22 protein-coding genes and 1 tRNA gene are annotated in these 22,497 nt (G+C 54.2%); 16 read left to right on the forward strand and 7 right to left on the reverse strand.

Translation table 11 applies throughout. The features are described from left to right. Nucleotides 1-8 precede the first annotated feature (8 nt). The 4 genes from ureE to ureG are packed head-to-tail and all read left to right on the forward strand — an operon-like array spanning nt 9 to nt 2,323. Nucleotides 9-473, forward strand: a complete 465-nt coding sequence (ureE, locus tag AA74_RS0112495; protein ID WP_023294583.1) for an urease accessory protein UreE — start codon at nt 9-11, stop codon at nt 471-473. 9 nt (nt 474-482) lie between these two features. Next, on the forward strand, nt 483-1,022 hold the full coding sequence (locus AA74_RS0112500) for a HupE/UreJ family protein (RefSeq protein ID WP_023326096.1): 540 nt from the start codon (nt 483-485) through the stop codon (nt 1,020-1,022). Continuing rightward, nucleotides 1,022-1,696 carry an urease accessory protein UreF gene (locus AA74_RS0112505; protein WP_025912519.1) on the forward strand — a complete coding sequence of 225 codons (675 nt, stop codon included), beginning with the start codon at nt 1,022-1,024 and terminating at the stop codon, nt 1,694-1,696. Before AA74_RS0112500 ends, AA74_RS0112505 begins: the two co-directional genes overlap by 1 nt. 9 nt (nt 1,697-1,705) lie before the next feature. Then, nucleotides 1,706-2,323 (forward strand): urease accessory protein UreG, encoded by a 618-nt coding sequence (ureG, locus tag AA74_RS0112510; RefSeq protein ID WP_008503187.1) that lies wholly within the window; start codon nt 1,706-1,708, stop codon nt 2,321-2,323. Between the two features lie 87 nt (nt 2,324-2,410). Here the strand turns inward: ureG and tsaD are convergent, their stop codons facing one another. After that, nucleotides 2,411-3,424: a tRNA (adenosine(37)-N6)-threonylcarbamoyltransferase complex transferase subunit TsaD gene (gene tsaD, locus AA74_RS0112515; protein ID WP_008503186.1), complete on the reverse strand. Its 1,014-nt coding sequence runs from the start codon at nt 3,422-3,424 to the stop codon at nt 2,411-2,413. A gap of 236 nt (nt 3,425-3,660) precedes the next feature. On the opposite strand from tsaD, the gene rpsU reads away from it, so the two are divergent. The 3 genes from rpsU to rpoD all read left to right on the forward strand — a co-directional run bounded on the left by rpsU (nt 3,661) and on the right by rpoD (nt 7,738). Then, on the forward strand, nt 3,661-3,876 hold the full coding sequence (gene rpsU / locus AA74_RS0112520) for a 30S ribosomal protein S21 (RefSeq protein ID WP_001144069.1): 216 nt from the start codon (nt 3,661-3,663) through the stop codon (nt 3,874-3,876). A gap of 114 nt (nt 3,877-3,990) precedes the next feature. Beyond that, nucleotides 3,991-5,736, forward strand: a complete 1,746-nt coding sequence (gene dnaG, locus AA74_RS0112525) for a DNA primase (protein WP_023294585.1) — start codon at nt 3,991-3,993, stop codon at nt 5,734-5,736. Nucleotides 5,737-5,890: 154 nt separating this feature from the next. Beyond that, entirely contained in the window at nt 5,891-7,738 is a 1,848-nt protein-coding gene (gene rpoD, locus AA74_RS0112530) for an RNA polymerase sigma factor RpoD (protein ID WP_008503184.1), read from the forward strand. A gap of 90 nt (nt 7,739-7,828) precedes the next feature. Here rpoD and mug read toward each other — a convergent pair whose 3' ends face one another. Further along, nucleotides 7,829-8,335 carry a G/U mismatch-specific DNA glycosylase gene (gene mug / locus AA74_RS0112535; RefSeq protein WP_008503183.1) on the reverse strand — a complete coding sequence of 169 codons (507 nt, stop codon included), beginning with the start codon at nt 8,333-8,335 and terminating at the stop codon, nt 7,829-7,831. Between the two features lie 124 nt (nt 8,336-8,459). Between mug and AA74_RS0112540 the strand changes: the two genes are divergently transcribed. Both AA74_RS0112540 and AA74_RS0112545 read left to right on the forward strand, forming a co-directional pair. Next, nucleotides 8,460-8,535, forward strand: a tRNA-Ile gene (locus AA74_RS0112540). Nucleotides 8,536-8,678: 143 nt separating this feature from the next. Continuing rightward, a complete protein-coding gene (locus tag AA74_RS0112545) occupies nt 8,679-9,509 on the forward strand; it encodes an abortive infection family protein (protein ID WP_023294610.1) in 831 nt (276 codons plus the stop codon). A 798-nt stretch (nt 9,510-10,307) separates the two neighbouring features. Here AA74_RS0112545 and AA74_RS0112550 read toward each other — a convergent pair. Both AA74_RS0112550 and AA74_RS0112555 read right to left on the reverse strand, forming a co-directional pair. Beyond that, nucleotides 10,308-10,781 carry a hypothetical protein gene (locus tag AA74_RS0112550; RefSeq protein ID WP_008503181.1) on the reverse strand — a complete coding sequence of 158 codons (474 nt, stop codon included), beginning with the start codon at nt 10,779-10,781 and terminating at the stop codon, nt 10,308-10,310. Further along, a complete protein-coding gene (locus tag AA74_RS0112555) occupies nt 10,759-11,061 on the reverse strand; it encodes a polymorphic toxin type 44 domain-containing protein (RefSeq protein WP_008503179.1) in 303 nt (100 codons plus the stop codon). Before AA74_RS0112555 ends, AA74_RS0112550 begins: the two co-directional genes overlap by 23 nt. A 299-nt stretch (nt 11,062-11,360) precedes the next feature. Between AA74_RS0112555 and AA74_RS0112560 the strand changes: the two genes are divergently transcribed. Then, a complete protein-coding gene (locus AA74_RS0112560; RefSeq protein WP_023294612.1) occupies nt 11,361-11,852 on the forward strand; it encodes an Hcp family type VI secretion system effector in 492 nt (163 codons plus the stop codon). A gap of 388 nt (nt 11,853-12,240) precedes the next feature. Continuing rightward, nucleotides 12,241-13,410, forward strand: coding sequence for a DNA repair ATPase (locus AA74_RS0112565; RefSeq protein WP_021242347.1), 1,170 nt, complete (start codon nt 12,241-12,243; stop codon nt 13,408-13,410). Here AA74_RS0112565 and AA74_RS0112570 read toward each other — a convergent pair whose 3' ends face one another. Beyond that, the gene (locus AA74_RS0112570) at nt 13,411-14,175 is read right to left on the reverse strand and encodes a siderophore-interacting protein (protein WP_025912521.1); all 765 of its coding nucleotides are present in this window, start codon (nt 14,173-14,175) and stop codon (nt 13,411-13,413) included. A 148-nt stretch (nt 14,176-14,323) separates the two neighbouring features. Between AA74_RS0112570 and AA74_RS0112575 the strand changes: the two genes are divergently transcribed. Beyond that, complete coding sequence (locus AA74_RS0112575) at nt 14,324-14,818, forward strand: PadR family transcriptional regulator (RefSeq protein WP_008503175.1); 495 nt, start codon at nt 14,324-14,326, stop codon at nt 14,816-14,818. Here AA74_RS0112575 and AA74_RS0112580 read toward each other — a convergent pair. Together AA74_RS0112580 and AA74_RS0112585 are read right to left on the reverse strand one after the other, a co-directional pair. After that, nucleotides 14,815-16,374, reverse strand: coding sequence for a methyl-accepting chemotaxis protein (locus AA74_RS0112580; protein WP_025912522.1), 1,560 nt, complete (start codon nt 16,372-16,374; stop codon nt 14,815-14,817). The genes AA74_RS0112575 and AA74_RS0112580 overlap by 4 nt on opposite strands. A 337-nt stretch (nt 16,375-16,711) precedes the next feature. Further along, nucleotides 16,712-18,232: a PAS domain-containing methyl-accepting chemotaxis protein gene (locus AA74_RS0112585; RefSeq protein ID WP_025912523.1), complete on the reverse strand. Its 1,521-nt coding sequence runs from the start codon at nt 18,230-18,232 to the stop codon at nt 16,712-16,714. Between the two features lie 436 nt (nt 18,233-18,668). On the opposite strand from AA74_RS0112585, the gene ygjG reads away from it, so the two are divergent. The 4 genes from ygjG (at nt 18,669) to AA74_RS0112605 (ending at nt 22,460) form a co-directional block, all read left to right on the forward strand. Continuing rightward, nucleotides 18,669-20,048 carry a putrescine aminotransferase gene (ygjG, locus tag AA74_RS0112590; RefSeq protein ID WP_008503172.1) on the forward strand — a complete coding sequence of 460 codons (1,380 nt, stop codon included), beginning with the start codon at nt 18,669-18,671 and terminating at the stop codon, nt 20,046-20,048. A 510-nt stretch (nt 20,049-20,558) separates the two neighbouring features. After that, nucleotides 20,559-21,101: a fimbrial protein BcfA gene (locus AA74_RS0112595; protein WP_008503171.1), complete on the forward strand. Its 543-nt coding sequence runs from the start codon at nt 20,559-20,561 to the stop codon at nt 21,099-21,101. A gap of 72 nt (nt 21,102-21,173) precedes the next feature. After that, nucleotides 21,174-21,707 (forward strand): fimbrial protein, encoded by a 534-nt coding sequence (locus AA74_RS0112600; protein WP_021242352.1) that lies wholly within the window; start codon nt 21,174-21,176, stop codon nt 21,705-21,707. A gap of 45 nt (nt 21,708-21,752) precedes the next feature. Beyond that, nucleotides 21,753-22,460 carry a fimbria/pilus periplasmic chaperone gene (locus AA74_RS0112605; protein WP_008503169.1) on the forward strand — a complete coding sequence of 236 codons (708 nt, stop codon included), beginning with the start codon at nt 21,753-21,755 and terminating at the stop codon, nt 22,458-22,460. Nucleotides 22,461-22,497: the final 37 nt, after the last annotated feature.

Here is a 22,497-nt window from a genome sequence, read left to right on the forward strand (position 1 = left end):
GAGTGATGATGATTTATCTGACCCAACGTCTGGACCACGCGCACCCGACTACCGCCAGCGTCACGCTGCCGATTGACGTGCGGGTGAAAAGCCGCGCCCGCGTAGCGCTGAACGACGGGCGCGAAGCCGGGCTGATGCTGCCGCGCGGCCTGCTGCTGCGCGGGGGGGACCTGCTGACCACCGACGACGGCAGCGAAGTGATCGAAGTGATCGCCGCGGCTGAGTCCGTCTCCGTGGTGCGCTGCGCCGATCCATTCCTGCTGGCCCGCGCCTGCTACCACCTGGGCAACCGCCACGTGCCGCTGCAGGTGATGCCCGGCGAGTTGCGCTATCACCACGATCACGTTCTCGACGACATGCTGCGCCAGTTTGGGCTGGAGGTGACCTACGCCAGCCTGCCGTTTGAACCGGAAGCGGGCGCGTATGCCAGCGATGCCCACAGCCATAGCCACGCTCACGCCCATTCACATTAAGGATCCATCATGCGCAAGTTACTCCCCCTGTTACTGCTGGCTTTTTCCGTTCCCGCGCTCGCGCATCCCGGCCACGGTGCCGACAGCTTTCAGGCTGGTTTTTTCCATCCGCTGACCGGGCTCGATCACCTGCTAATGCTAGCGGGCGCTGGCGTGCTCTCGGCGCTGAGCGGCCGCAAGCTCCTGCTGCCGTTTGCCACCCTCGGGATGATGCTTGTCGGCGCCGTTGCGGGCAGCCTGCTCGGCGGCTTTAGCGGCATGGAGATGCTGATTATCGCCTCGCTGGCGGTCAGCGGCGTGATGATGTTTAAGACTGAAAACCGTCTGCTGCTGGCGGTGCCTGCCCTGGCGATGTTCCACGGCTGGGCGCACGGCGTGGAGATGTCCGGCCATAGCTTCTGGCTGTTCACCAGCGGGTTTATGTTCGCCAGCGCGACGGTGCTGTGCGCCAGTTTCGCCGCAGGCTTGCTGCTGCGCCGTCACGACGGCCTGCGTAAAACCTTCGGCGGCGGGCTGATCGTCTCCGCCCTGCTGGCGCTGATGAGCTGATGGAGCACTCCCGCCAGTGGCTGCGCCTGATGCAGCTCTCCAGCAGCAGCCTGCCGGTCGGATCGTTTACCTGGTCGCAGGGGCTGGAGTGGGCCGTGGAGGCGGGCTGGGTCACGGACGCCGACGCCTTTAAACGCTGGCAGATCCAGCAGATGGAGCAGAGTTTTTTCTGCGTCGATCTGCCGCTGTTTCACCGTCTCTGCCAGGCCTGCAATCGGAACGACCTGGCGACGGCCAGACGCTGGACGGCATACCTGCTCGCCTGTCGGGAAACGCGCGAGCTGCGCGAAGAAGAACGCAACCGCGGAGCGGCCTTTACGCGTCTCATCAAAAGCTGGGAGCCGGACTGCTCGACAGAATGGCTGGCGCTGTGCAGGCAAAGCCAGCTCTGCGGCATGGCGTGGCTCGGCGTGCGCTGGGGCATTGACGTGCGCGAGCTGGCGCTGAGCCTCGGTTACAGCTGGATTGAGAGCGCGGTCATGGCGGGCGTCAAGCTGGTGCCGTTTGGGCAGCAGGCGGCGCAGCAGCTGATTATCGAGCTGAGCGACCATTTTGCCGCCGGGCTTGAACAGGCCTTTTTACGTCGCGACGACGCGCTGGGAGCAGCTACGCCGCTGTCCGCCATCGCCTCCGCGCGCCACGAAACCCAATATTCACGACTATTCCGTTCCTGAGGAGTCAACATGGCTGATTACAAACATCCCCTGCGCGTGGGCGTGGGTGGCCCGGTAGGGTCGGGCAAAACCGCGCTGCTGGAAGCGCTCTGCAAGGCAATGCGCGACACATATCACCTGGCGGTGGTGACCAACGATATCTACACCAAAGAGGATCAGCGCATCCTGACCGAGGCGGGCGCGCTGGCGCCGGAGCGCATCGTGGGCGTGGAGACCGGCGGCTGCCCGCATACCGCCATCCGCGAGGACGCCTCGATGAACCTGGCGGCGGTGGAAGCGCTCAGCGAGAAGTTCGGCAATCTGGATCTGATCTTCGTGGAAAGCGGCGGGGACAACCTGAGCGCGACCTTCAGCCCGGAGCTGGCGGATCTGACCATCTACGTGATCGACGTGGCCGAAGGGGAAAAAATCCCGCGCAAGGGCGGGCCGGGGATCACCAAGTCCGATTTTTTGGTGATTAACAAAACCGATCTCGCGCCGTACGTGGGGGCGTCGCTGGAGGTGATGGAGCGCGACACCAACCGCATGCGTGGCGAGCGTCCATGGACCTTTACCAACCTGAAAGCGGGAGACGGTCTGGGGACGATTATTGCGTTTCTGGAAGAGAAAGGGATGCTGCGGGTGTAGTGCGGGTTATTGCCGGGTGGCGGCTTCGCCTGACCCGGCCTACGGTTTTGTAGGTCCGGTAAGCGCAGCGCCACCGGGCAAAAAAACTCACGCCTCAGGCAGTTCCGCCAGCGGCCAGCGCGGACGCACGGACACGCTCAGGTCAGACGTTGCGCCAGCGTTCAGGCGCACCATACCGGCGTAGGCAATCATCGCCCCGTTATCGGTACAGAATTCCGGACGGGCGTAGAACACTTCCCCACGACGCTTTTGCATCATCTCGGCGAGCTTCGCGCGCAGCGTGCGGTTGGCGCTGACGCCGCCCGCCATCACCAGACGCTTGAAGCCGGTCTGATCCAGCGCGCGCTTGCACTTGATCATCAGCGTATCCACCACCGCATCTTCAAACGCGCGGGCGATATCGGCGCGGGTCTGCTCGCTGTCGTCGTTATTGCGGATCGTGTTGGCCGCGAAGGTTTTCAGCCCGGAGAAGCTGAAGTCCAGCCCCGGACGGTCGGTCATCGGACGCGGGAAGACAAAGCGCCCTTCCGTTCCCTGCGCCGCCATTTTGGACAGCATCGGGCCGCCTGGGTAATCGAGTCCCAGCAGCTTGGCGGTTTTGTCGAACGCTTCACCGGCAGCGTCGTCGATTGACTCGCCCAGCAGCTCGTACTTGCCAATGCCCGTGACGCTAATCAGCTGCGTATGGCCGCCGGAGACCAGCAGCGCCACAAACGGAAATTCAGGCGGATTCTCTTCCAGCATCGGTGCCAGAAGGTGCCCTTCCATATGGTGAACCGGGATGGCTGGCACATCCCACGCGAAGGCCAGCGAACGGCCAACCGTCGCGCCGACCAGCAGCGCGCCGACCAGGCCCGGACCCGCGGTATAGGCCACGGCATCAATATCGGTTGAACTCAACCCGGCCTCTTTCAGCGCCGCCTGAATCAGGGGAACCGTTTTACGCACGTGGTCACGAGAGGCCAGTTCAGGCACGACGCCGCCGTAGTCAGCGTGCAATTTCACCTGACTATACAGTTGGTTGGCCAGAAGCCCTTTTTCGTCGTCGTAAATGGCGATGCCGGTTTCATCGCAGGATGTTTCAATACCCAGTACACGCATGACTTGTTTTACCTCGTTTCAATACCGCGCAGTGTAGAGCCTGGGCGGGTTGATGTAAAACTTTGTTCGCCCCAGGAAGAAGGCTCGTGTATACTCCTCCCCCTTATTAAAGTCCCTTTCAAAATCGCATCGGTGCTTTACAAAGCAGCAGCATTTGCAGTAAAATTCCGCACCATTTTGAAATAAGCTGGCGTTGATGCCAGCGGCAAACCGAATTTATTAAAGGTGAGAGTTACATGCCGGTAATTAAAGTACGTGAAAACGAGCCGTTCGACGTAGCACTGCGTCGCTTCAAACGTTCATGCGAGAAAGCAGGTGTTCTGGCTGAAGTTCGTCGTCGTGAGTTTTATGAAAAACCAACGACCGAACGTAAGCGCGCTAAAGCTTCCGCTGTGAAACGTCACGCGAAGAAACTGGCTCGCGAAAACGCACGCCGTACTCGTCTGTACTAATTGGTTGAGGGCCTCAGCCCTCAATTGACAGACAGAGTAGTAGTCGTAAGGCCGTGCTTCCGGAAGGAATGCGCGGCTTGTTTTCGTTTATAAGTCGCTTAAATTTTGGGGCATATGGCCGGAAGAATCCCACGCGTTTTCATCAATGACCTGCTCGCCAGAACCGACATCGTCGATCTCATCGACGCGCGGGTAAAGCTGAAGAAGCAGGGCAAGAATTACCATGCGTGCTGTCCGTTCCATAACGAAAAAACCCCCTCCTTTACCGTAAACGGTGAAAAGCAGTTTTACCATTGCTTCGGCTGTGGTGCTCACGGTAATGCCGTCGATTTTTTAATGAACTACGACAAGCTCGAGTTCGTTGAAACCGTCGAAGAGCTGGCGGCAATGCATAACCTTGAAGTGCCGTATGAAGCTGGCAGTGGGCCAAGTCAGATCGAGCGCCATCAACGGCAAACGCTGTATCAACTGATGGATGGCCTGAATTCGTTTTACCAACAGTCTCTTAAGCACTCTGCGGCTGAGCCTGCGCGTCAGTATCTGAACAAGCGCGGACTGAGCGACGATGTCATTGCGCGTTTCGCTATTGGCTACGCCCCGCCCGGCTGGGACAACGTGTTAAAGCGTTTTGGCGGCAATAGCGAAGATCGTAAGTCTCTCATCGATGCAGGCATGCTGGTCACCAACGACCAGGGACGAAGCTACGACCGCTTCCGCGAACGGGTAATGTTCCCAATCCGCGACAAGCGAGGCCGGGTAATTGGTTTTGGTGGTCGCGTGCTGGGTGATGCCCTGCCGAAGTACCTCAACTCCCCGGAAACCGATATTTTCCATAAGGGCCGCCAGCTTTACGGCCTTTATGAGGCGCAGCAGGATAACGCGGAACCTCCGCGTCTTCTGGTCGTCGAAGGCTATATGGACGTCGTTGCGCTGGCGCAGTACGACATTAACTACGCGGTTGCGTCGTTAGGAACGTCCACGACGGCGGATCACATCCAGCTGCTGTTCCGCGTGACCAACAACGTGATTTGTTGTTACGACGGAGACCGCGCCGGACGCGATGCCGCCTGGCGCGCGCTGGAAACCGCGCTACCCTATATGACCGACGGGCGTCAGTTGCGCTTTATGTTCCTGCCCGACGGTGAAGACCCGGATACGCTGGTGCGTAAAGAGGGCAAAGCGGCGTTTGAAGCGCGGATGGAGCAGGCTCAGCCGCTCTCCACGTTTTTGTTTAACAGCCTGATGCCGCAGGTTGATTTGAGTACCCCTGACGGGCGCGCGCAGCTCAGCACGCTGGCGCTGCCGTTAATCAGTCAGGTGCCCGGCGAAACGCTGCGCATCTACCTGCGTCAGGAGCTAGGCAACAAGCTCGGCATTCTGGATGACAGCCAGCTTGAACGTTTAATGCCTAAACAGGCTGAAAACGGTGCGGTTCGCCCCGCGCCTCAGCTAAAACGCACAACCATGCGTATACTGATAGGGTTACTGGTACAAAACCCCGAGCTGGCGCCACAGGTGCCGTCGCTGGCGGGTTTGAACCACGAAAAATTGCCCGGGCTTGGCTTATTTTCAGAACTGGTCAACACCTGTTTGTCTCAGCCAGGTCTGACCACCGGACAACTTTTAGAGCATTATCGCGGCACAAAAGAGGCCGCTACCCTTGAAAAATTGTCGATGTGGGACGATATAGCAGATAAGGACATTGCAGAAAAAACGTTCACCGACTCACTCAACCATATGTTTGATTCGATGCTTGAGCTGCGCCAGGAAGAGTTGATAGCTCGCGAGCGCACACACGGTTTGAGCAGCGAAGAACGCCGGGAGCTCTGGATGATTAACCAGGAACTGGCGAAGAAATAAATAAATTTAACGGCTTAAGTGCCGAATATCGATCGGGAAGCCCCCGGCAGCCGCACTGAGAGGCAGCGGCAAAAATATAAGTACGCCCTCGCTTTAAAGGTTGGCAGCCCCATCGCCGACACCAATCAAACGAATTAAGTGTGGATACCGTCTTATGGAGCAAAACCCGCAGTCACAGCTGAAACTTCTTGTCCAACGTGGTAAGGAGCAAGGCTATCTGACCTATGCCGAGGTCAATGACCATCTGCCGGAAGATATCGTCGATTCAGATCAAATCGAAGACATCATCCAAATGATCAATGACATGGGCATTCAGGTGATGGAAGAAGCACCGGATGCCGATGATCTGTTGCTGGCTGAAACCTCCAACAACACTGACGAAGATGCGGAAGAAGCTGCTGCACAGGTACTGTCCAGCGTGGAATCTGAAATCGGGCGTACCACTGACCCGGTCCGCATGTACATGCGCGAAATGGGTACCGTTGAACTGTTGACCCGCGAAGGCGAAATTGACATCGCAAAACGCATCGAAGATGGGATCAACCAGGTTCAGTGCTCTGTTGCCGAGTACCCGGAAGCGATCACCTATCTGCTGGAGCAGTACGATCGCGTTGAAGCGGAAGAAGCGCGCCTGTCTGACCTGATCACCGGTTTTGTCGACCCGAACGCTGAAGAAGATATGGCACCTACCGCCACTCACGTCGGTTCTGAACTGTCTCAGGAAGAGATGGATGATGACGAAGACGAAGATGAGGAAGAGAGCGACGACGACAGCGCCGATGATGACAACAGCATCGACCCGGAACTGGCGCGCGAGAAGTTTGCCGAGCTGCGTACTCAGTACGAAGTGACGCGTGACACCATCAAAGCGAAAGGCCGCAGCCACGCAGCCGCTCAGGAAGAGATCCTGAAACTGTCTGAAGTGTTCAAACAGTTCCGCCTGGTGCCAAAACAGTTCGACTACCTGGTGAACAGCATGCGCGTGATGATGGATCGCGTACGTACCCAGGAACGCATCATCATGAAGCTGTGCGTTGAGCAGTGCAAAATGCCGAAGAAGAACTTCATCACCCTCTTCACCGGCAACGAAACCAGCGAAACCTGGTTCAACGCGGCTATCGCGATGAACAAGCCGTGGTCTGAAAAACTGCACGACGTGAAAGAAGACGTGTATCGCGGCCTGCAGAAGCTGCAGCAGATTGAAGAAGAGACCGGCCTGACCATCGAGCAGGTTAAAGATATCAACCGTCGCATGTCCATCGGTGAAGCGAAAGCCCGCCGTGCGAAGAAAGAGATGGTTGAAGCGAACCTGCGTCTGGTTATCTCTATCGCCAAGAAATACACCAACCGCGGTCTGCAGTTCCTGGATCTGATTCAGGAAGGCAACATCGGTCTGATGAAAGCGGTAGATAAGTTTGAATACCGTCGTGGTTACAAGTTCTCCACCTACGCAACCTGGTGGATCCGTCAGGCTATCACCCGCTCTATCGCGGATCAGGCGCGCACCATCCGTATTCCGGTGCATATGATTGAGACCATCAACAAGCTCAACCGTATTTCCCGCCAGATGCTGCAGGAGATGGGTCGCGAGCCGACGCCGGAAGAGCTGGCCGAGCGCATGCTGATGCCGGAAGACAAGATCCGTAAGGTGCTGAAGATCGCCAAAGAGCCAATCTCCATGGAAACACCAATTGGTGATGATGAAGATTCGCATCTGGGTGATTTCATCGAGGATACCACCCTCGAGCTGCCGCTTGACTCTGCCACCACCGAGAGCCTGCGTGCCGCAACGCACGATGTTCTGGCTGGCCTGACCGCCCGTGAAGCGAAAGTGCTGCGTATGCGTTTCGGTATCGATATGAACACCGACCACACGCTGGAAGAAGTGGGTAAACAGTTCGACGTTACCCGCGAACGTATCCGTCAGATCGAAGCGAAGGCGCTGCGTAAGCTGCGTCACCCAAGCCGCTCTGAAGTGCTGCGTAGCTTCCTGGACGACTAATCTGTTCTGACAGTGAAAAAGCTCCCAATCGGGAGCTTTTTTTTGTTTATTCCCTCGACCTGTGGGTGAGGGCATCAGACCGCAAAGGAGCTAAAGCCCCCGCACCATCAGCGCCTCATCAAGTTCCCTGTAGGCCTCCACCAGCTTATCCAGCGTCGCCCTGTTGAGCCCGCTCGGGTTCGGCAACACCCACACCTGCGTAACGCCAATCATGATGCTCTGCTTACCCCACTTAGCCCCGCGCTGGCTGAATGCCTGCTCGTAGGCCTGCTTGCCGAGGATCGCCAGTGCGGCCGGCTGGTAGTCTTCAATCTTCTTCACCAGCTCCCGCCCGCCGCTGCGCAGTTCATGCAGGTTGACCTCGCTTGCCTGTACCGTCGGCCGCTCGACCAGCATGGTAATTCCGCAGCGCGTGTCCAGCAGATGCTGCTCCTCTTCGGGCTTGAGTAACCTGTCGGTAAACCCGGCCTGGTAGATCACCTTCCAGAAGCGATTGCCCGGATGGGCAAAGTGAAAACCGGTGTGCGCCGAGGACTTACCCGGGTTGATTCCGCAGAACACCACCCGCAGGCCAGGGGCCAGAATGTCGTTGATCATCTTTACTCCCGCTGATACATCGTTATGGAAGTATAAAGGATTGATAATGCGTTGTTTATAAAAACAGCATGCAGGTGTGAATGGCTGGATTGCTGCGGGGAGTTACTTTATAATTCACCGCCACGGCCCCTTAGCTCAGTGGTTAGAGCAGGCGACTCATAATCGCTTGGTCGCTGGTTCAAGTCCAGCAGGGGCCACCAAATTTTCCCTTTAGTATCAGCAAAATATCCATCTCAAATCCTTGTAAAACTAGCTGTTCTCTTCCGTTGTGTCGCAAAAGTGTCGCACGACTTAGCCACTGCGAGCCAACGCACCAACATTTCAAACGACGAGTTAGAGGAAAATGGAAAGAAAAATTCCGCAGCCTTTAGTGTCAGTTGTAGCCGATCACATATCATCCGTAGAAACCCACGCTAGTTTAGATAGTCTTTTTTTCTATGCCGATGCTCCGGGAGATGCTCCCGAAGGTTCAAAGCATGTAAAAGCTTTAGAATGGTTACGTAGAATTAATAAAGTATGCGAAGACCCTTTATCGGTACTCGGCAAGTTGATCGAGGGATACATGGAGAGTGAGGAATCTTACCCTACACCATCGCCGTTCAGCTTTCTTGCAGATAACAAAAACGAGCCAACCTTCAAAGAAAACGTAAATAAAATGTTGGCTAAATACGGTTTTTCTTACATGACAGGCGGCTTTATTGCTTCTGGTGGATCGAAGCCATCGCTATCATTGCAAGAGGCAATTGTAGGTAGAAACATGCCCGCGATTGAAATGGAATTCAATCGAGCCCTGGAGCACATTCAAAAAGAGCCAAAAGAATCAGTTTCGGCTGCATGTAACATTCTTGAATCTGTATGCAAAATTTATATTACAGACGAAGGTTTACAAATGCCCGCCAAACAAGACCTTCAGAGCGTCTGGAAGGTAGTGAAAGATAGTTTAGGTATGAATCCACAAGTCATTGAGGATAATGATCTGCGCAGAATCCTCACAGGATTGTTCTCTATAGTAGATGGTATTGGCGCTTTTCGTACACATGCCAGCACAGCACACGGCGCAGGAAGAAAGTCCTATAAGGTTCTGCCTCGCCATGCAAGGCTTGCAATTAACTCAGCTCATACGCTTGTTTTGTATATTCTTGAGTCATGGGACGAGAGGAAAAAGAAAGAATAGATTTCAGTTTTTATATAACAGATTACTGTCCACAAACCCGCACCCTACTTGGTTTCGCGGGTTTCTATTTCCCTCCTCGCACCAACATAACTTGATCCATTCAACTCACAAGAATCAAAAAATATTCATATTTTTCTGGATGTTAAGCTCACAATCAGATCCTGTTAAGATCCACTAAACTGAAAAATACTGAAATTCTTTTCACTCTTTTCAGTTCTGGTTTTACGCAAAAGCGCCAGCACTGGCGCGGTCTGGCGGTCTGGTTTGAAGAAAAATAAAACTGAAAAATTTTTATGATCCAAAAACCGCAGGCGGCTGCGGTAATGTTTGGGGCGCACTCACGCCGGTTGCAGCTAGTGGAGCAAACTGCATAAACCACAACAATTAAAATGATATTATGTTCTGCGCCCGGCGTGTCCATCATCACATTTTAGAGATTCATGCTGTGAACTGTTATTTGTGACGAGCGCCAGAACCTTAGCAAAACTTAACATTTCAAATTGCGAATTCGTAATTTTGACGGATCCGCGTGTCGGTTTCGTTTTTTAACGGTAATTTTCTGCGAATTCGCAGATCGTATGTGGGGGATTCTGGCTGTAATTTTTGCAGGGAAGTTCTTCCCTGACAATATCAACCGGATCTCCCCCTCGCCCCAGCCATTAACCTGCATGGGTAATACCCGGCGGGCAATCACAATGTACTTTTGATCCATGAACCGCTACGGGTACGCCGTGAAACTTACACGCGGCTCATCGAGTCATTGACACGACCGCAGGGGATTTTTAAATAAATAATTATCTATCGACTAAATTTCCCCTTGCCCCAGCCCTCGCCACGGGCCGTTAAGTCGATTGACGGCGCGGCAGCTATTCCCTCAGCATCATAAAAAAATGCGGACGTTGTAAAGCTGTACACGGTGCCATAAACAGTAAATGAGATATTGTTGCCTATGCCGTCAACTTTCGCACGGGCGGTGTTCGCGGTAAGCGTTGGGGCGATATGTTGTTTTTCGAGAGCCGCCAGCGGATCGCCGTCAATCTTGCTTGCTAAAAAATAACGATATACTTCCCCTGTGGTCATGTTCGAGCCGTCATATTCAGTTATATATAACCACGTACGGGGCGTGAGTTGGCGAACCTCATAAAGTTTGTCACTCACCGTTAAGCGCTGGATATGCTGAAAATAACAGTATCCCGCAATCACGATAGCCATGGTGAATGTAGCCACCCAATGCAACGCCTTAAACGCCTTAATAGTGGTGCTGCTTAACATAGTCTATGCCTTGCTTTATCCAAAATTGGTCCATCGGATCATCACCAAACGGCGGGGCTCCCGTAAAATTGCCCCATTCCGGCCTTGATGTGCCGGCCTTCCACTGCGCCGCGCCAGCGGCAATAAGCAAAATCTTTTCAGGGATGCACGCTGCATAACCCACAGCGCCGTAATGAAAATTTCCGAAGTCAGCGTAAGCCCGTTTTTGTTGTTTGTAATCCCACGGTCCGCCGTTCCTTACTCGCTCATAAAACCACGTATACGTAAGCGGGGTGGCCATGTCCTGAACTCCGTGACGCGCCCGCGCAAGCCTGATGTGTTCGCGCAATATCTCCAGCCCGCGGGGCGGGTAAATCGGTATACATGCCATCGTTATTCCCTTTTACCTGGCAAAACCAGCAACATAAGAGCAACAGCACGGCGCGATACTGTTTGAGATCAATCTATTAATTTTATTTGCAACATCAATAAGTAACCCGATTAAATAACACGAATCTATAACACAATTTGTATCACCTGCGATCGGTTTTTAGCCGTTAATGAGGGTTTATTCTCTTTACATAAAATGGAGTTTTAAAAATGGCTATTCCTGCTTACCTGTGGCTTAGAGACGATGGCGGCAACCCGATTTATGGATCTGTGGATGTTCAAAACCGCGAGGGAAGCATTGAGGTGCTTTCTTTTAGTCACGGCCTGTTAGTTCCTACCGATAACAACACGGGCAAAATCACCGGTACACGCTTACATGCGCCGCTCGTAATAGAAAAGGAGTTTGATAGCTCCAGCCCATATCTTTATAAGGCCGTAGCTACCGGGCAGACGCTGAAAAGCGCGGAAATTAAGTGGTATAAAATCAACGATGCGGGGCAAGAGGTAGAGTATTTCAACATGCTGTTGGAAAACGTCCGGATAGTCAGCATTAACCCCGTTATGCATAACTGCAAAGAGCCAGGTTTACAGATGCATAATCATAATGAGGGCGTACAGCTGCGCTATGAGCGGATCACCTGGAAGTATTGCGATGGGAACGTCCAATATTCAGACGCGTGGAACGAGCGTGTAACAGCGTAAAAAAAGGGCGGTTAATCCGCCCTATATTGTTTTTAGTGCCAATTCTTTCGCACCTTGGGTTTGCCAGCACGTAGCCTCCCTCGATGGCAATACCTCGCGCGATCACCCGGTGCCGGCTCTCCGCACTTCTTACACGTTTGGGGTATTTTAATCATGCTTAATGCTGTTAAGCATTCTCTGGCAGTTACCGCCTCTGATTTTTGCTGCACCCTATGCAAGCACATACGGAATCAATCACACGTAGTCCGGCCTGCCGCTCACCCTCACAAACCCTAAAAACTAAAGAAATCCCCCATCGCGCCGATCATCATCCGTGTGTATTATTTCCTGTAGCTTTTACAACAACTAACCTTAACTCAAATACTTAAGCGCCAAAGCGAAAGGCATCATGAGCACACCGATCAAACGGCTAGAAATCATTAAAAATGCCATTGAACTGGAAGATGACGACATCATCCAGAGCCAGCTGACACGCCTGAAAAATGAAGCGTTTGACGATGAGCTGCAGGCAATCGTCGTGGCGCTTGAGGAGAAGAACTATACCGCGGCCATGGCGGCCATTACCGCCTGGCTGCAGGGCCAGCGCGCCGTGACGCCGTGGCGCGATCCGCAGGTGGCGGCCAGCAAGCTGGAGCTGAAGGCGCTGGAAGAGCGTCTGCGCGATCTGATTGACCGCCGCAACGCGCGGGTGCAGCAGCTTGATGAGTTCAACGATCTCTATTTCTCCCGCCTCGGGCCGCTGATGCAGCAGATCCTCGCCCTGCGTAAAACGCTGGCGGAGCTGAACCTGCGTCGTCAGCAGGCGGAAGCGCGTCGGCGCGAGGAGGATTACCGTCGCTGCCAGCACTATATGGCGCAGGCGGTAGAGGTGCTGGCGACGCTGACCCAGCGCTGGCGCGATCTCCCGGCGGACTCCGTGCAGGCCGCCGAGGCGCGTAAGCATCTGGAGCAGCAAAGCAATCTGATTGCCAACCTGCTGGCCGAAGCGCTGGAGCTGGAGAGCGGCTTAACGCGCGAAGAGGAGCCTGCGCGTCAGGCGCGCGACGAGGCGAACGAAGAGTACGAGAAGTATCGCGAACAGCATCACGATGCCGAAGTGCGGCTGCGCAAAGGTAAGCATCTTTCACAAGAGGACCAGAACGAGCTCAAGCGTCTCTGGCGGCAGGCGAGCAAGCTCTGCCACCCGGATCTGGTGGCGGACGATTTGAAAGAAGAAGCCAACAGCATGATGGTACAGCTTAACCAGGCGAAGCAGCGCGGCGATGTGAAAGCCATTCGTTCGCTGGTGGCCCGCCTGCAGCAGGGCTTCGAGCCATTGATGGCAAGCGACAGGCTGAACGATCTGGAACGTATCCGCAAAAAAATGGCGCAGGTTCGCGAGCAAATCGACATTTTAGTGAACGAGCTGGCGGAGCTGGAGAAAGAGGAGTCCTGGCTGCTGGTCTCGTCGTTGAGCAATATGGAAGCGTATTTTGCTCAGCAGGAGAAAGCGCTGCACGAGGTCCGCGCCTCGCTCGAACATCAGGTGAGCGAAGCGCAGCTGGATTCCGCCGCCTGATTATTTGGCGTGCCAGTATGCGCTGGCACGCACCAGCTGTGGGTCAATCGCGTCGGTTTCAAACTGACGGCTCAGGCGTTTCACCACCTTCCCTTCCCCGGTCAGCCAGATAAAGTAATCGTTCTCCGGAACGGTCAGCGCCGCCAGATGGTCAGCGACTGCCTGCGCGTTGTGGCCCACCACCCAGGTGATGTCGAACCCGCTCAGGTGCGCCAGATAGTCCTTATACGATTCATCCCCAACCGTCACGACCGCATGCACGTCCGGGCGAACCGGCAGTTGAGCAATGCTCTCTAAGCGTCGGCGCAGCGCGGGCATGCCGGATTCATCGCACACGTACAGCTGCCAGGCGTAATCCTCCGGCACAACCAGCGAACCGCGCGGGCCGCCAATGGTCAGCGTGTCTCCCGCTTTCGCCTCAACCGCCCAGCTGCTGGCAATGCCGCCGTCATGAATGAAGAAATCGAGCATCAGCTCATGACGGACCTCATCATAGAGCGGCGTATAGTCGCGCGCCTGCGGACGCACGCCGTCACCCCAGTCGATGCCTTCATCGGTGACCACCGGCGGCGTAAACGTTGTCCCGGGTGCCGGGAAAAAGACTTTGGTATGGTCGTCGAAACCGCGGGAGCTAAAGCCCTCCAGCGCCTCGCCGCCTAAAACAATGCGCTGGAAACCCGCGCTTACGCGCTCAACGCGGAGCACCGTCAGCTCGCGAAAACGCAGGTCATTACGAACACGCTGTGGATAACGAGTAGATGCCATTTTTAGACCCTTTTCTGGTGAATACGATATATCTAAATCAATTTTCAAATGATAATGATTACTAATAAGGAAAAATGCAAGATCTTTTAGATTGCATCTGAATATATCTTAGATATAGTTTAGATATATCAAAAAAAAAGGGAATACTATGCGACACGAACACGAGGGCGGTGGACGTCGGCCGCGCTTTTTCGGCCACGGCGATTTGCGGCTGGTGATTCTGGATATCCTGACCCGCAACGCGAGCCACGGCTATGAGCTGATTAAAGAGATCGAGAACCTGACCCAGGGGAACTACACCCCGAGCCCGGGCGTCATCTATCCAACCCTGGATTATTTGCAGGATCAGGCGTTTATCACCATTACAGAAGAAGAGAACGGGCGTAAGCGCATTGCGATTACCGCTGAAGGACAACGCTGGCTGGACGAAAACCGGGAACAGCTGGAACAGATCCAGGTGCGTATCAAAGCGCGCAGCGTCGGCTTTCAGCTGCGCAAAAACCCGCAGATGAAGCGGGCGCTAGATAACTTCAAGGCGGTATTAGACCTGAAGGTGAATCAGGGAGAGCTCAGCGACGCGCAGCTTAAGCAGATTATCGGCGTAATCGACCGCGCGGCGCTGGAGATCTCCCAGCTGGATTAAGCCGGTGCGTGCTCGCTCACGCGGAAGACGCGTACCAGCTCTTTCAGGTGCATCGCCTGTTCGTTAAGTGATGCCGCCGCCGCGACGGATTCCTCCACCAGCGCGGAGTTTTGCTGGGTAGTGGCATCAATCAGGCCAATCGCGCTGTTGATCTGCGAGATCCCCTCCGTCTGCTCATGGCTGGCCTGACGGATCTCGCGCAGGATCGCATCCATCTCCTCCACGTTGCCAACCATGCCGTTGATCAGCCCACTCGCTTTTTCGACCAGGTTCATCCCGTCCTGGGTCTGGCTGGTGGAGCTCTCAATCAGCTCGCGGATTTCGCTGGCAGACGACGCGCTCTTCTGGGCAAGCTGGCGCACCTCTCCGGCCACCACCGCAAAGCCGCGGCCGTGCTCACCGGCGCGCGCCGCTTCCACCGCCGCGTTCAGCGCCAGAATATTGGTCTGGAACGCAATAGCGTCGATCAGGTCGATAATGTCGGACATCCGGTTGGAGGTCTCGTTAATCAGGCGCATTTTGCTGGTCACCTGCTTCATCATCTCACCGTTGTTTTTGACCACCGTGGCGGCATCGGCAGAAAGGTTGGTCGCTTCACCGGTATGCGAGGCGGTATTTTTCACCGTCGCGGTGATCTGCTCCATCGAGGCGGCAGTCTGTTCAACGGAGCTGGCCTGCTCTTCCGTGCGTGCGGCCAGATCCTGGTTCCCGGCGACAATCTGCGCGGCAGCGCTGGAGATATTCTCCGAGCCGGTTTGCACCTGCTGCACAATGTCCAGCAGACGCGTCTTCATCTCCATCAGGGCATGCAGCAGCAGGCCCGTTTCGTCTTTGCCGTGTGGCGTAATGCTGCCCGTCAGATCGCCCTCTGCAATGGCCTTTGCAAAATTCACCGCCTCACCGAGCGGGCGGGTGATGGCGCGCACGATAAACCAGCCAATCAGGCTGCCTGCCGCAACGCTAAAGAGCGTGAGCAGGATCAGCAGCAGACGGTTAGACCTGAAATCTCCTTCCACCTGCGTGCCCGCACGCTGCATCTCGCTGTTCTGAATGGCGATCAGCTCCTTCACCTTCGCTTTATAAGCCTGCTGCACGGCGAGGGTGGTAGTCATCATTTCCTGTATGGCGCCCGCACGGTTGTTGTTCTGCACCGCCTGCAGAATGCGGTAGCGTGAATCCAGGTACTGCTGGCGCACGCTTCGGATATCCGCCAGCACCTGCTGAGACTGTTGATCCTGCAACGCGGTGTTCAGCTCGCCCAGAATCACCGTGATATGCTCGCTGATCTCTTTGAGGCGCTGCTGAGATTGCCCCGTGTAGGTACCCTGCTCGTCCAGCAGCATCAGCTGTTGAGTGCTAATAAATTCCTGGAAGTTATCAATTAACTGGTTCGCTTTTACCGTGGTCGGATAGTCATGGGTAACAATGGACTGCATCCCATTATTTGCCCGGTTCAGGCTCAGCAAAGACACACTTGCGCTGATCGCCATCAGGACAATAAAGAACCCAAACGCCAGAAATAATTTCGTGCCGATCTTTACGTCATGAAAGAACATATTTTCTCCATCGATGTGATTATTTCTCAGACGATCGCTGTTATCGGTAACGATTTCGCTAACTTTATGAGTTTGATCGTTTTTTTATTTCATAATCCTCACAATACATAGGTGCAGGCTATTAATATGGCCTCATCGATCGTTACCAGACCGCCAAACGGGGTATTTTCGAAATAGCATTCTGAAGAACTGACTTAGGCAGGAATAAATAACTGACGCACTTTCTTTAGTTATTTAATATTAAATTAACAACAAACCCCATTAATAGTCACAATCAGAAAAATAAAAAACCGTTTATTCCCTACGGTATAAACGGTTTTTTTGGAACATGACTGACTCAATGGAGCACGGTCACCGCATCCTTAAGGCGTCCGGCGCGGTGCTTCACCATGGCCGAAATGTGCGCGCTCTCCTCGACCAGATCGGCGTTTTTCTGCGTGATGCTGTCGAGTTCAGCTACCGCGCGGGTTAGCTCTGATAAGCCGGTTGCCTGCTCGGAGGTCGCGTGGCTGATCTGGGCGATAAGCTGGGTCACGTTTTTCACCTGCACAACGATATCATCCATCGTACGGCCCGCGGCGTGAACCTGCTCAGAGCCGGACTGCACCTTGCTGGCGCTGGCATCAATGAGTTTACGAATATCGTTAGCGGCACTGGCGCTGCGGCTGGCGAGATGACGGACTTCGCCCGCGACCACGGCAAACCCTTTGCCCTGCTCCCCTGCCCTTGCCGCTTCAACCGCCGCGTTCAGCGCCAGAATGTTGGTCTGGAACGCGATATCGTTAATCAGGGAAGTGATCGAGCCAATGCGCTGCGTGCTGTCGGCAATGTCATCCATCGTTTTAACGACGGTCTGCATCGCGTTGCCCCCTTTCGTCGCCGCGCTGCTGGCGGCCACGGAGAGTTTGTCCACCTCGGCGGCGGTTTCGGAGTTACTCTGAACGGACGCGGCCATCTGGTTCATTGTCGCGACGGTCTGCTGCACGTTCGCGACGGTCTGACGGGTCCGATCGTTCAAATCTTCATTCCCCTGCGCCAGCCTGTCGCTGCCGTCACGGACGCTCACCACCTGGCTCGACACGTCATTGATCAACCAGCGGCACATCAGGCCAAGTTGTCCTACCGCGCGCAGCGTCAGGCCCAGCTCATCGCTGCGGCTAAGATGCTGCACGCTGTTGCGCTCGCCGGTGGCGACCTTCAGCGCCTGTCGCGCCACATTCTCTATCGGGCGGACAATCTGTTGCTCAAACAGCAGCGTTCCCATCAGCATCACCACCGCAGCGGCGGCAAGCGGTAACCAGCCTGCGGAGGTGGCGGCCAGCGTGGCGGCGAGCCCAGCAAAGAGCACCGCCATCACGCTGCGCACGCGCCAGCGCAGCGGCATGGCCGGCAGCTTGCCCAGCCAGCCCTTTCCCACCACCAGCCCTTTGTGAATACGTTTTTTACAGCGCCCGTCGTTCAGCGCCCGGTAGAGCGGCTCCACGGCGGCGATCTCTTCCGCTGTGGCTCTGGTGCGAATCGACATATAGCCCGTCACCTGCCCGCGGCGCACCATCGGCACCGCGTTAGCACGCACCCAGTAGTGGTCACCGTTTTTGCGCCGGTTTTTGACAATCCCGCTCCACGGCTCGCCCTGCTGCAGCGTGTACCACATATCGGCAAACGCAGCTTTTGGCATATCGGGATGGCGCACCATATTGTGCGGCTGGCCCGTCAGCTCATCGAGCTGATAGCCGCTCACCTGCACAAAGGTGTCGTTGGCGTGGGTGATGTAGCTGTGGACGTCTGTGGTAGACATTAAGGTGGTGTCATCGTCCAGAGGATATTCATTCTGGGTGACATAGGTTGGAGAGGACATCGTGAGCATCCCTTGCAGGTTATTTGAATGTTAATTTTGTGGGTCAATGTTTTTTCGGCGGTAAACAATTTATCTTTAGTTGTTAAACTTGATGAAGATCGCAGATTTGACTTAAACCATACTTTTTGTACGATATTTTAATTCATTGATTTCAAATACTTTCGCAAAGAAATTACCGACAAAGTATGACCTGTTAATGCCCGCTTAAGTTGCAGCGTATGCACCTCTTTAGTGCAGCGACGCTCTTCCCCCCTTTCTTTATACTTGCTGCCCCGTACCGCTAAATCCCGTTTGGCTTCTTTCGGCATGATTAAATATTGTGCAACATTATTTTAACCTGGCGTTTATCCCGATTTTCGTTAAGGCCTCTGAAGTGGCGTAATCCCTGCAATACTTAAACCAGTATCATGTGATACGCGATCCCCGGGAGCACATTTTGAACAGGTTACCTTCCAGCGCCTCGGCTCTTGCCTGTACCGCGCACGCACTGAATCTCATTGAGAAGCGAACGCTTGATCATGAGGAGATGAAACAACTTAACCGTGAGGTCATCGATTACTTTAAAGAGCACGTCAATCCAGGGTTTCTGGAGTATCGCAAATCTGTTACCGCCGGCGGGGATTACGGAGCCGTAGAGTGGCAAGCGGGAAGTCTCAACACGCTTGTCGACACCCAGGGACAGGAGTTTATCGATTGCCTGGGAGGTTTTGGAATTTTCAACGTGGGGCACCGTAATCCAGTTGTGGTTTCCGCCGTACAGAATCAACTTGCGAAACAACCTCTCCATAGCCAGGAACTGCTCGACCCGCTTCGCGCCATGCTCGCGAAAACGCTGGCGGCCTTAACGCCCGGCAAACTGAAATACAGCTTCTTCAGCAACAGCGGCACAGAATCGGTCGAAGCGGCGATTAAGCTCGCCAAAGCGTACCAGTCGCCGCGCGGGAAATTCACCTTTATCGCCACCAGCGGCGCGTTCCACGGTAAATCCCTCGGCGCACTGTCGGCGACCGCTAAATCCACTTTCCGTAAACCGTTTATGCCGCTGCTGCCGGGCTTCCGCCACGTGCCGTTCGGCGACATTAACGCCATGCGCACCGTGCTGAGTGAATGCCGTAAAACCGGCGATGACGTGGCGGCGGTGATCCTGGAGCCCATTCAGGGTGAAGGCGGCGTCATCCTCCCTCCGCAGGGCTATCTGCCTGCCGTGCGTCAGCTGTGCGACGAGTTTGGCGCGCTGCTGATCCTCGACGAAGTCCAGACCGGCATGGGGCGTACCGGCAAGATGTTCGCCTGCGAGCATGAAAACGTGCAGCCGGACATTCTGTGCCTGGCGAAAGCGCTCGGCGGCGGCGTGATGCCGATTGGCGCGACGGTCGCCACCGAAGAAGTCTTCTCGGTGCTGTTCGACAATCCGTTCCTGCATACCACCACCTTTGGCGGTAACCCGCTGGCCTGTGCGGCGGCGCTGGCGACCATCAACGTGCTGCTGGAGCAAAACCTGCCTGCGCAGGCGGAGCAAAAAGGCGACATGCTGCTGGACGGCTTCCGCCAGCTGGGCCGGGAATACCCTGACCTTGTGCAGGAAGCGCGCGGCAAAGGGATGCTGATGGCGATTGAGTTCGTTGATAACGAAATCGGCTACAGCTTCGCGAGCGAGATGTTCAGGCAGCGAGTGCTGGTGGCCGGAACGCTTAATAACGCAAAAACCATTCGTATTGAACCGCCGCTTACGCTGACCATTGAGCAGTGTGAGCAGGTGCTAAAAGCGGCACGTAAAGCGCTGGCAGCACTCAGAGTGCGCGTAGAAGAGATCTGATCAATCCCCCCTCTTAACTGAGGGGGATTTCATTTTTCTGGTATAAATATTACAAATTGAAATAATAGTATTATATTTCAGACATACATTTATACTTTTAAAATTATAAAGTTCCTTTTCTCTTACATGATTTTTTTGCAACCAAACCGATATCCATACACCACCTTTATCTATTTGACCGCAAACAGGGCGCCCATTGTTAAAATCCGGTAAAAACACCACCACTCACATCATTCAAAAATATTAATTAATTCTAATATTATACCTAAAAAAAACTAACGGCATATTATACCACCATACATTGAAATAATATTTCACGACTCCTAGAATACCTGCCGCGGAACATCATAAACATGATGAAAAGAGCTTTTCAATAAGCCCGTCCATTATGCGAAATGCATATTCTAAATAACGGAACTTGTTAAACGTTATTCAAGTTCACGCTGTGAAAGCATATAGCTTTTACTCAATTTCAATTTGACAGAAAGATGTTTATTTAAAAGGATTTGTATGAAAAAGCACGTTTTAGCAATGGTCATTGCAACGGCAATGGTAAGTGGCGTAGCGATGAACGCACAGGCAGACACCGTCACGGTTTCTGGCGGTACGGTTAACTTCGTTGGCCAGGTTGTTAATGCTGCATGTTCGGTCGCAGCTGACTCCGTAGATCAGACTGTAACGCTGAGCCAGGTTCGTACTGTGAAATTGACGACAAAAGGAATGCAGGCGAACCAGAAAGAAGATTTCAAAATCGTTCTGGAAGATTGTGACACCACGGTAAGCCAGAACGCCGCTGTGATTTTCAACGGTCAGCAAGACGCAGCACTGGCAGGTTCACTGGCTAACACAGCGGGAGCTGGCTCAGCAACTAACGTCGCACTGCAACTGTTCGGACCGGATGGTAACGTACTCAATATCGGTGATACCTCCTCCAACGTGAAGCTGATCAATGGCGAGAACACCATCCCGCTGAGCGTTGACTACATCGCTACCGGTGCGGCCACGCCGGGTAACGTATCCTCGACTGCAACATTCCAGATGGTTTACTCCTGATTCGTTAGCTGCAGTAACACCCTCGGAATCTGATTCGGGGGTGTTTTGCCGATCCATCGAAACGGAGTCACTATGCGACAGGTCACCAGGCAATCAGTGCTGTTTTTCAGCGTATTGCTGTGCGTTGCACTGCCCGCCTCGGCAATTGACGACGGAAGCGTGCATTTTCAGGGGCAAGTCGTCAACACCGGCTGTTCCGTCAGTGCAGAAAGTCAGGACCAGATTGTGCGTATGGGCCAAATACGCAATAACGAATTTGCCGCAACGGGCGATTGGGCAGCACCAACAGCCTTTCAGATAACGCTAGAAGACTGCGATACCAGCGTCAGTCAACGTGCGGGCGTACTGTTCAGCGGCGAGTCCGATGCAAAAGACCCGCAAATTTTTCGCGCAGGTTATGGCGCAGGCGCAGCGCAGGGGATTGGTGTGGGAATATTTGACGCAACCGGCCATCTACTTATTCCGGATACAGCCCCGCCCTGGTACGCCCCCTTGCAGAACGGCGCCAATGTTCTGCGTTTTATGGCGAAATACCGCTCCACACAACCGCACGTTCAGGCTGGTACGGCCGACGCCCAGGTATGGTTTAACGTCGTCTACCAGTAAAACACTCAGAGGCCCGAGTGCCTCGTCATGAGAATTGAGGGAACAATGCAAATGAACACATCACCTACGTCTTTGTCTCGCCTGATGATGGCTGGTACGTTGCTGCTGACAATGGGTCTGGCAACGAATGCCTCTGCAGGTGGAATTGCTTTAGGGGCTACCCGCGTCATTTATCCGCAGGGGGATAAACAGGTTTCATTACCGGTGATCAATTCGTCGGCAGACAATACGTTCTTAATACAATCATGGGTAGCCAACGTTGAGGGTATCAAGTCACCAGACTTTATCCTTACGCCACCGTTGTTTGTTATCCACCCCAAGAAAGAGAACACGCTGCGTATTATGTATATCGGCCCCGACCTTCCTGCCGATCGCGAAACTGTTTTCTATCTGAACAGCAAGGCTATTCCGTCTGTCGATAAAAATAAGCTTCAGGGCAATACGCTGCAAATAGCAACACAGAGTGTGATTAAGTTATTCATTCGCCCTAAGAAATTAACATCCCTTTCCGTGGATGCGCCCAAAACGCTGACGTGTCGGACAGAAAATGGAAAAGTCATCATAACGAATCCATCACCGTATTACGTATCGTTGGTGCAGTTCTTTGTTGGGGGAACCCGTCTTCCCAATTCAATGGTCGCACCTAAAAACACGTTGACGGTGGATATCCCCGGCGGCGGTTCCGGCAGTGTGAAATTCCAGACAGTGAATGATTTCGGCGCAAATACCCCTACGCAGATTTGTTCCCATTAACAACCTGAAATGAAATAGCAGACCTGCATTTTGTCTT

This window comes from Enterobacter sp. 5-4 (assembly GCF_000612205.1).
GTDB lineage: Bacteria > Pseudomonadota > Gammaproteobacteria > Enterobacterales > Enterobacteriaceae > Enterobacter > Enterobacter roggenkampii.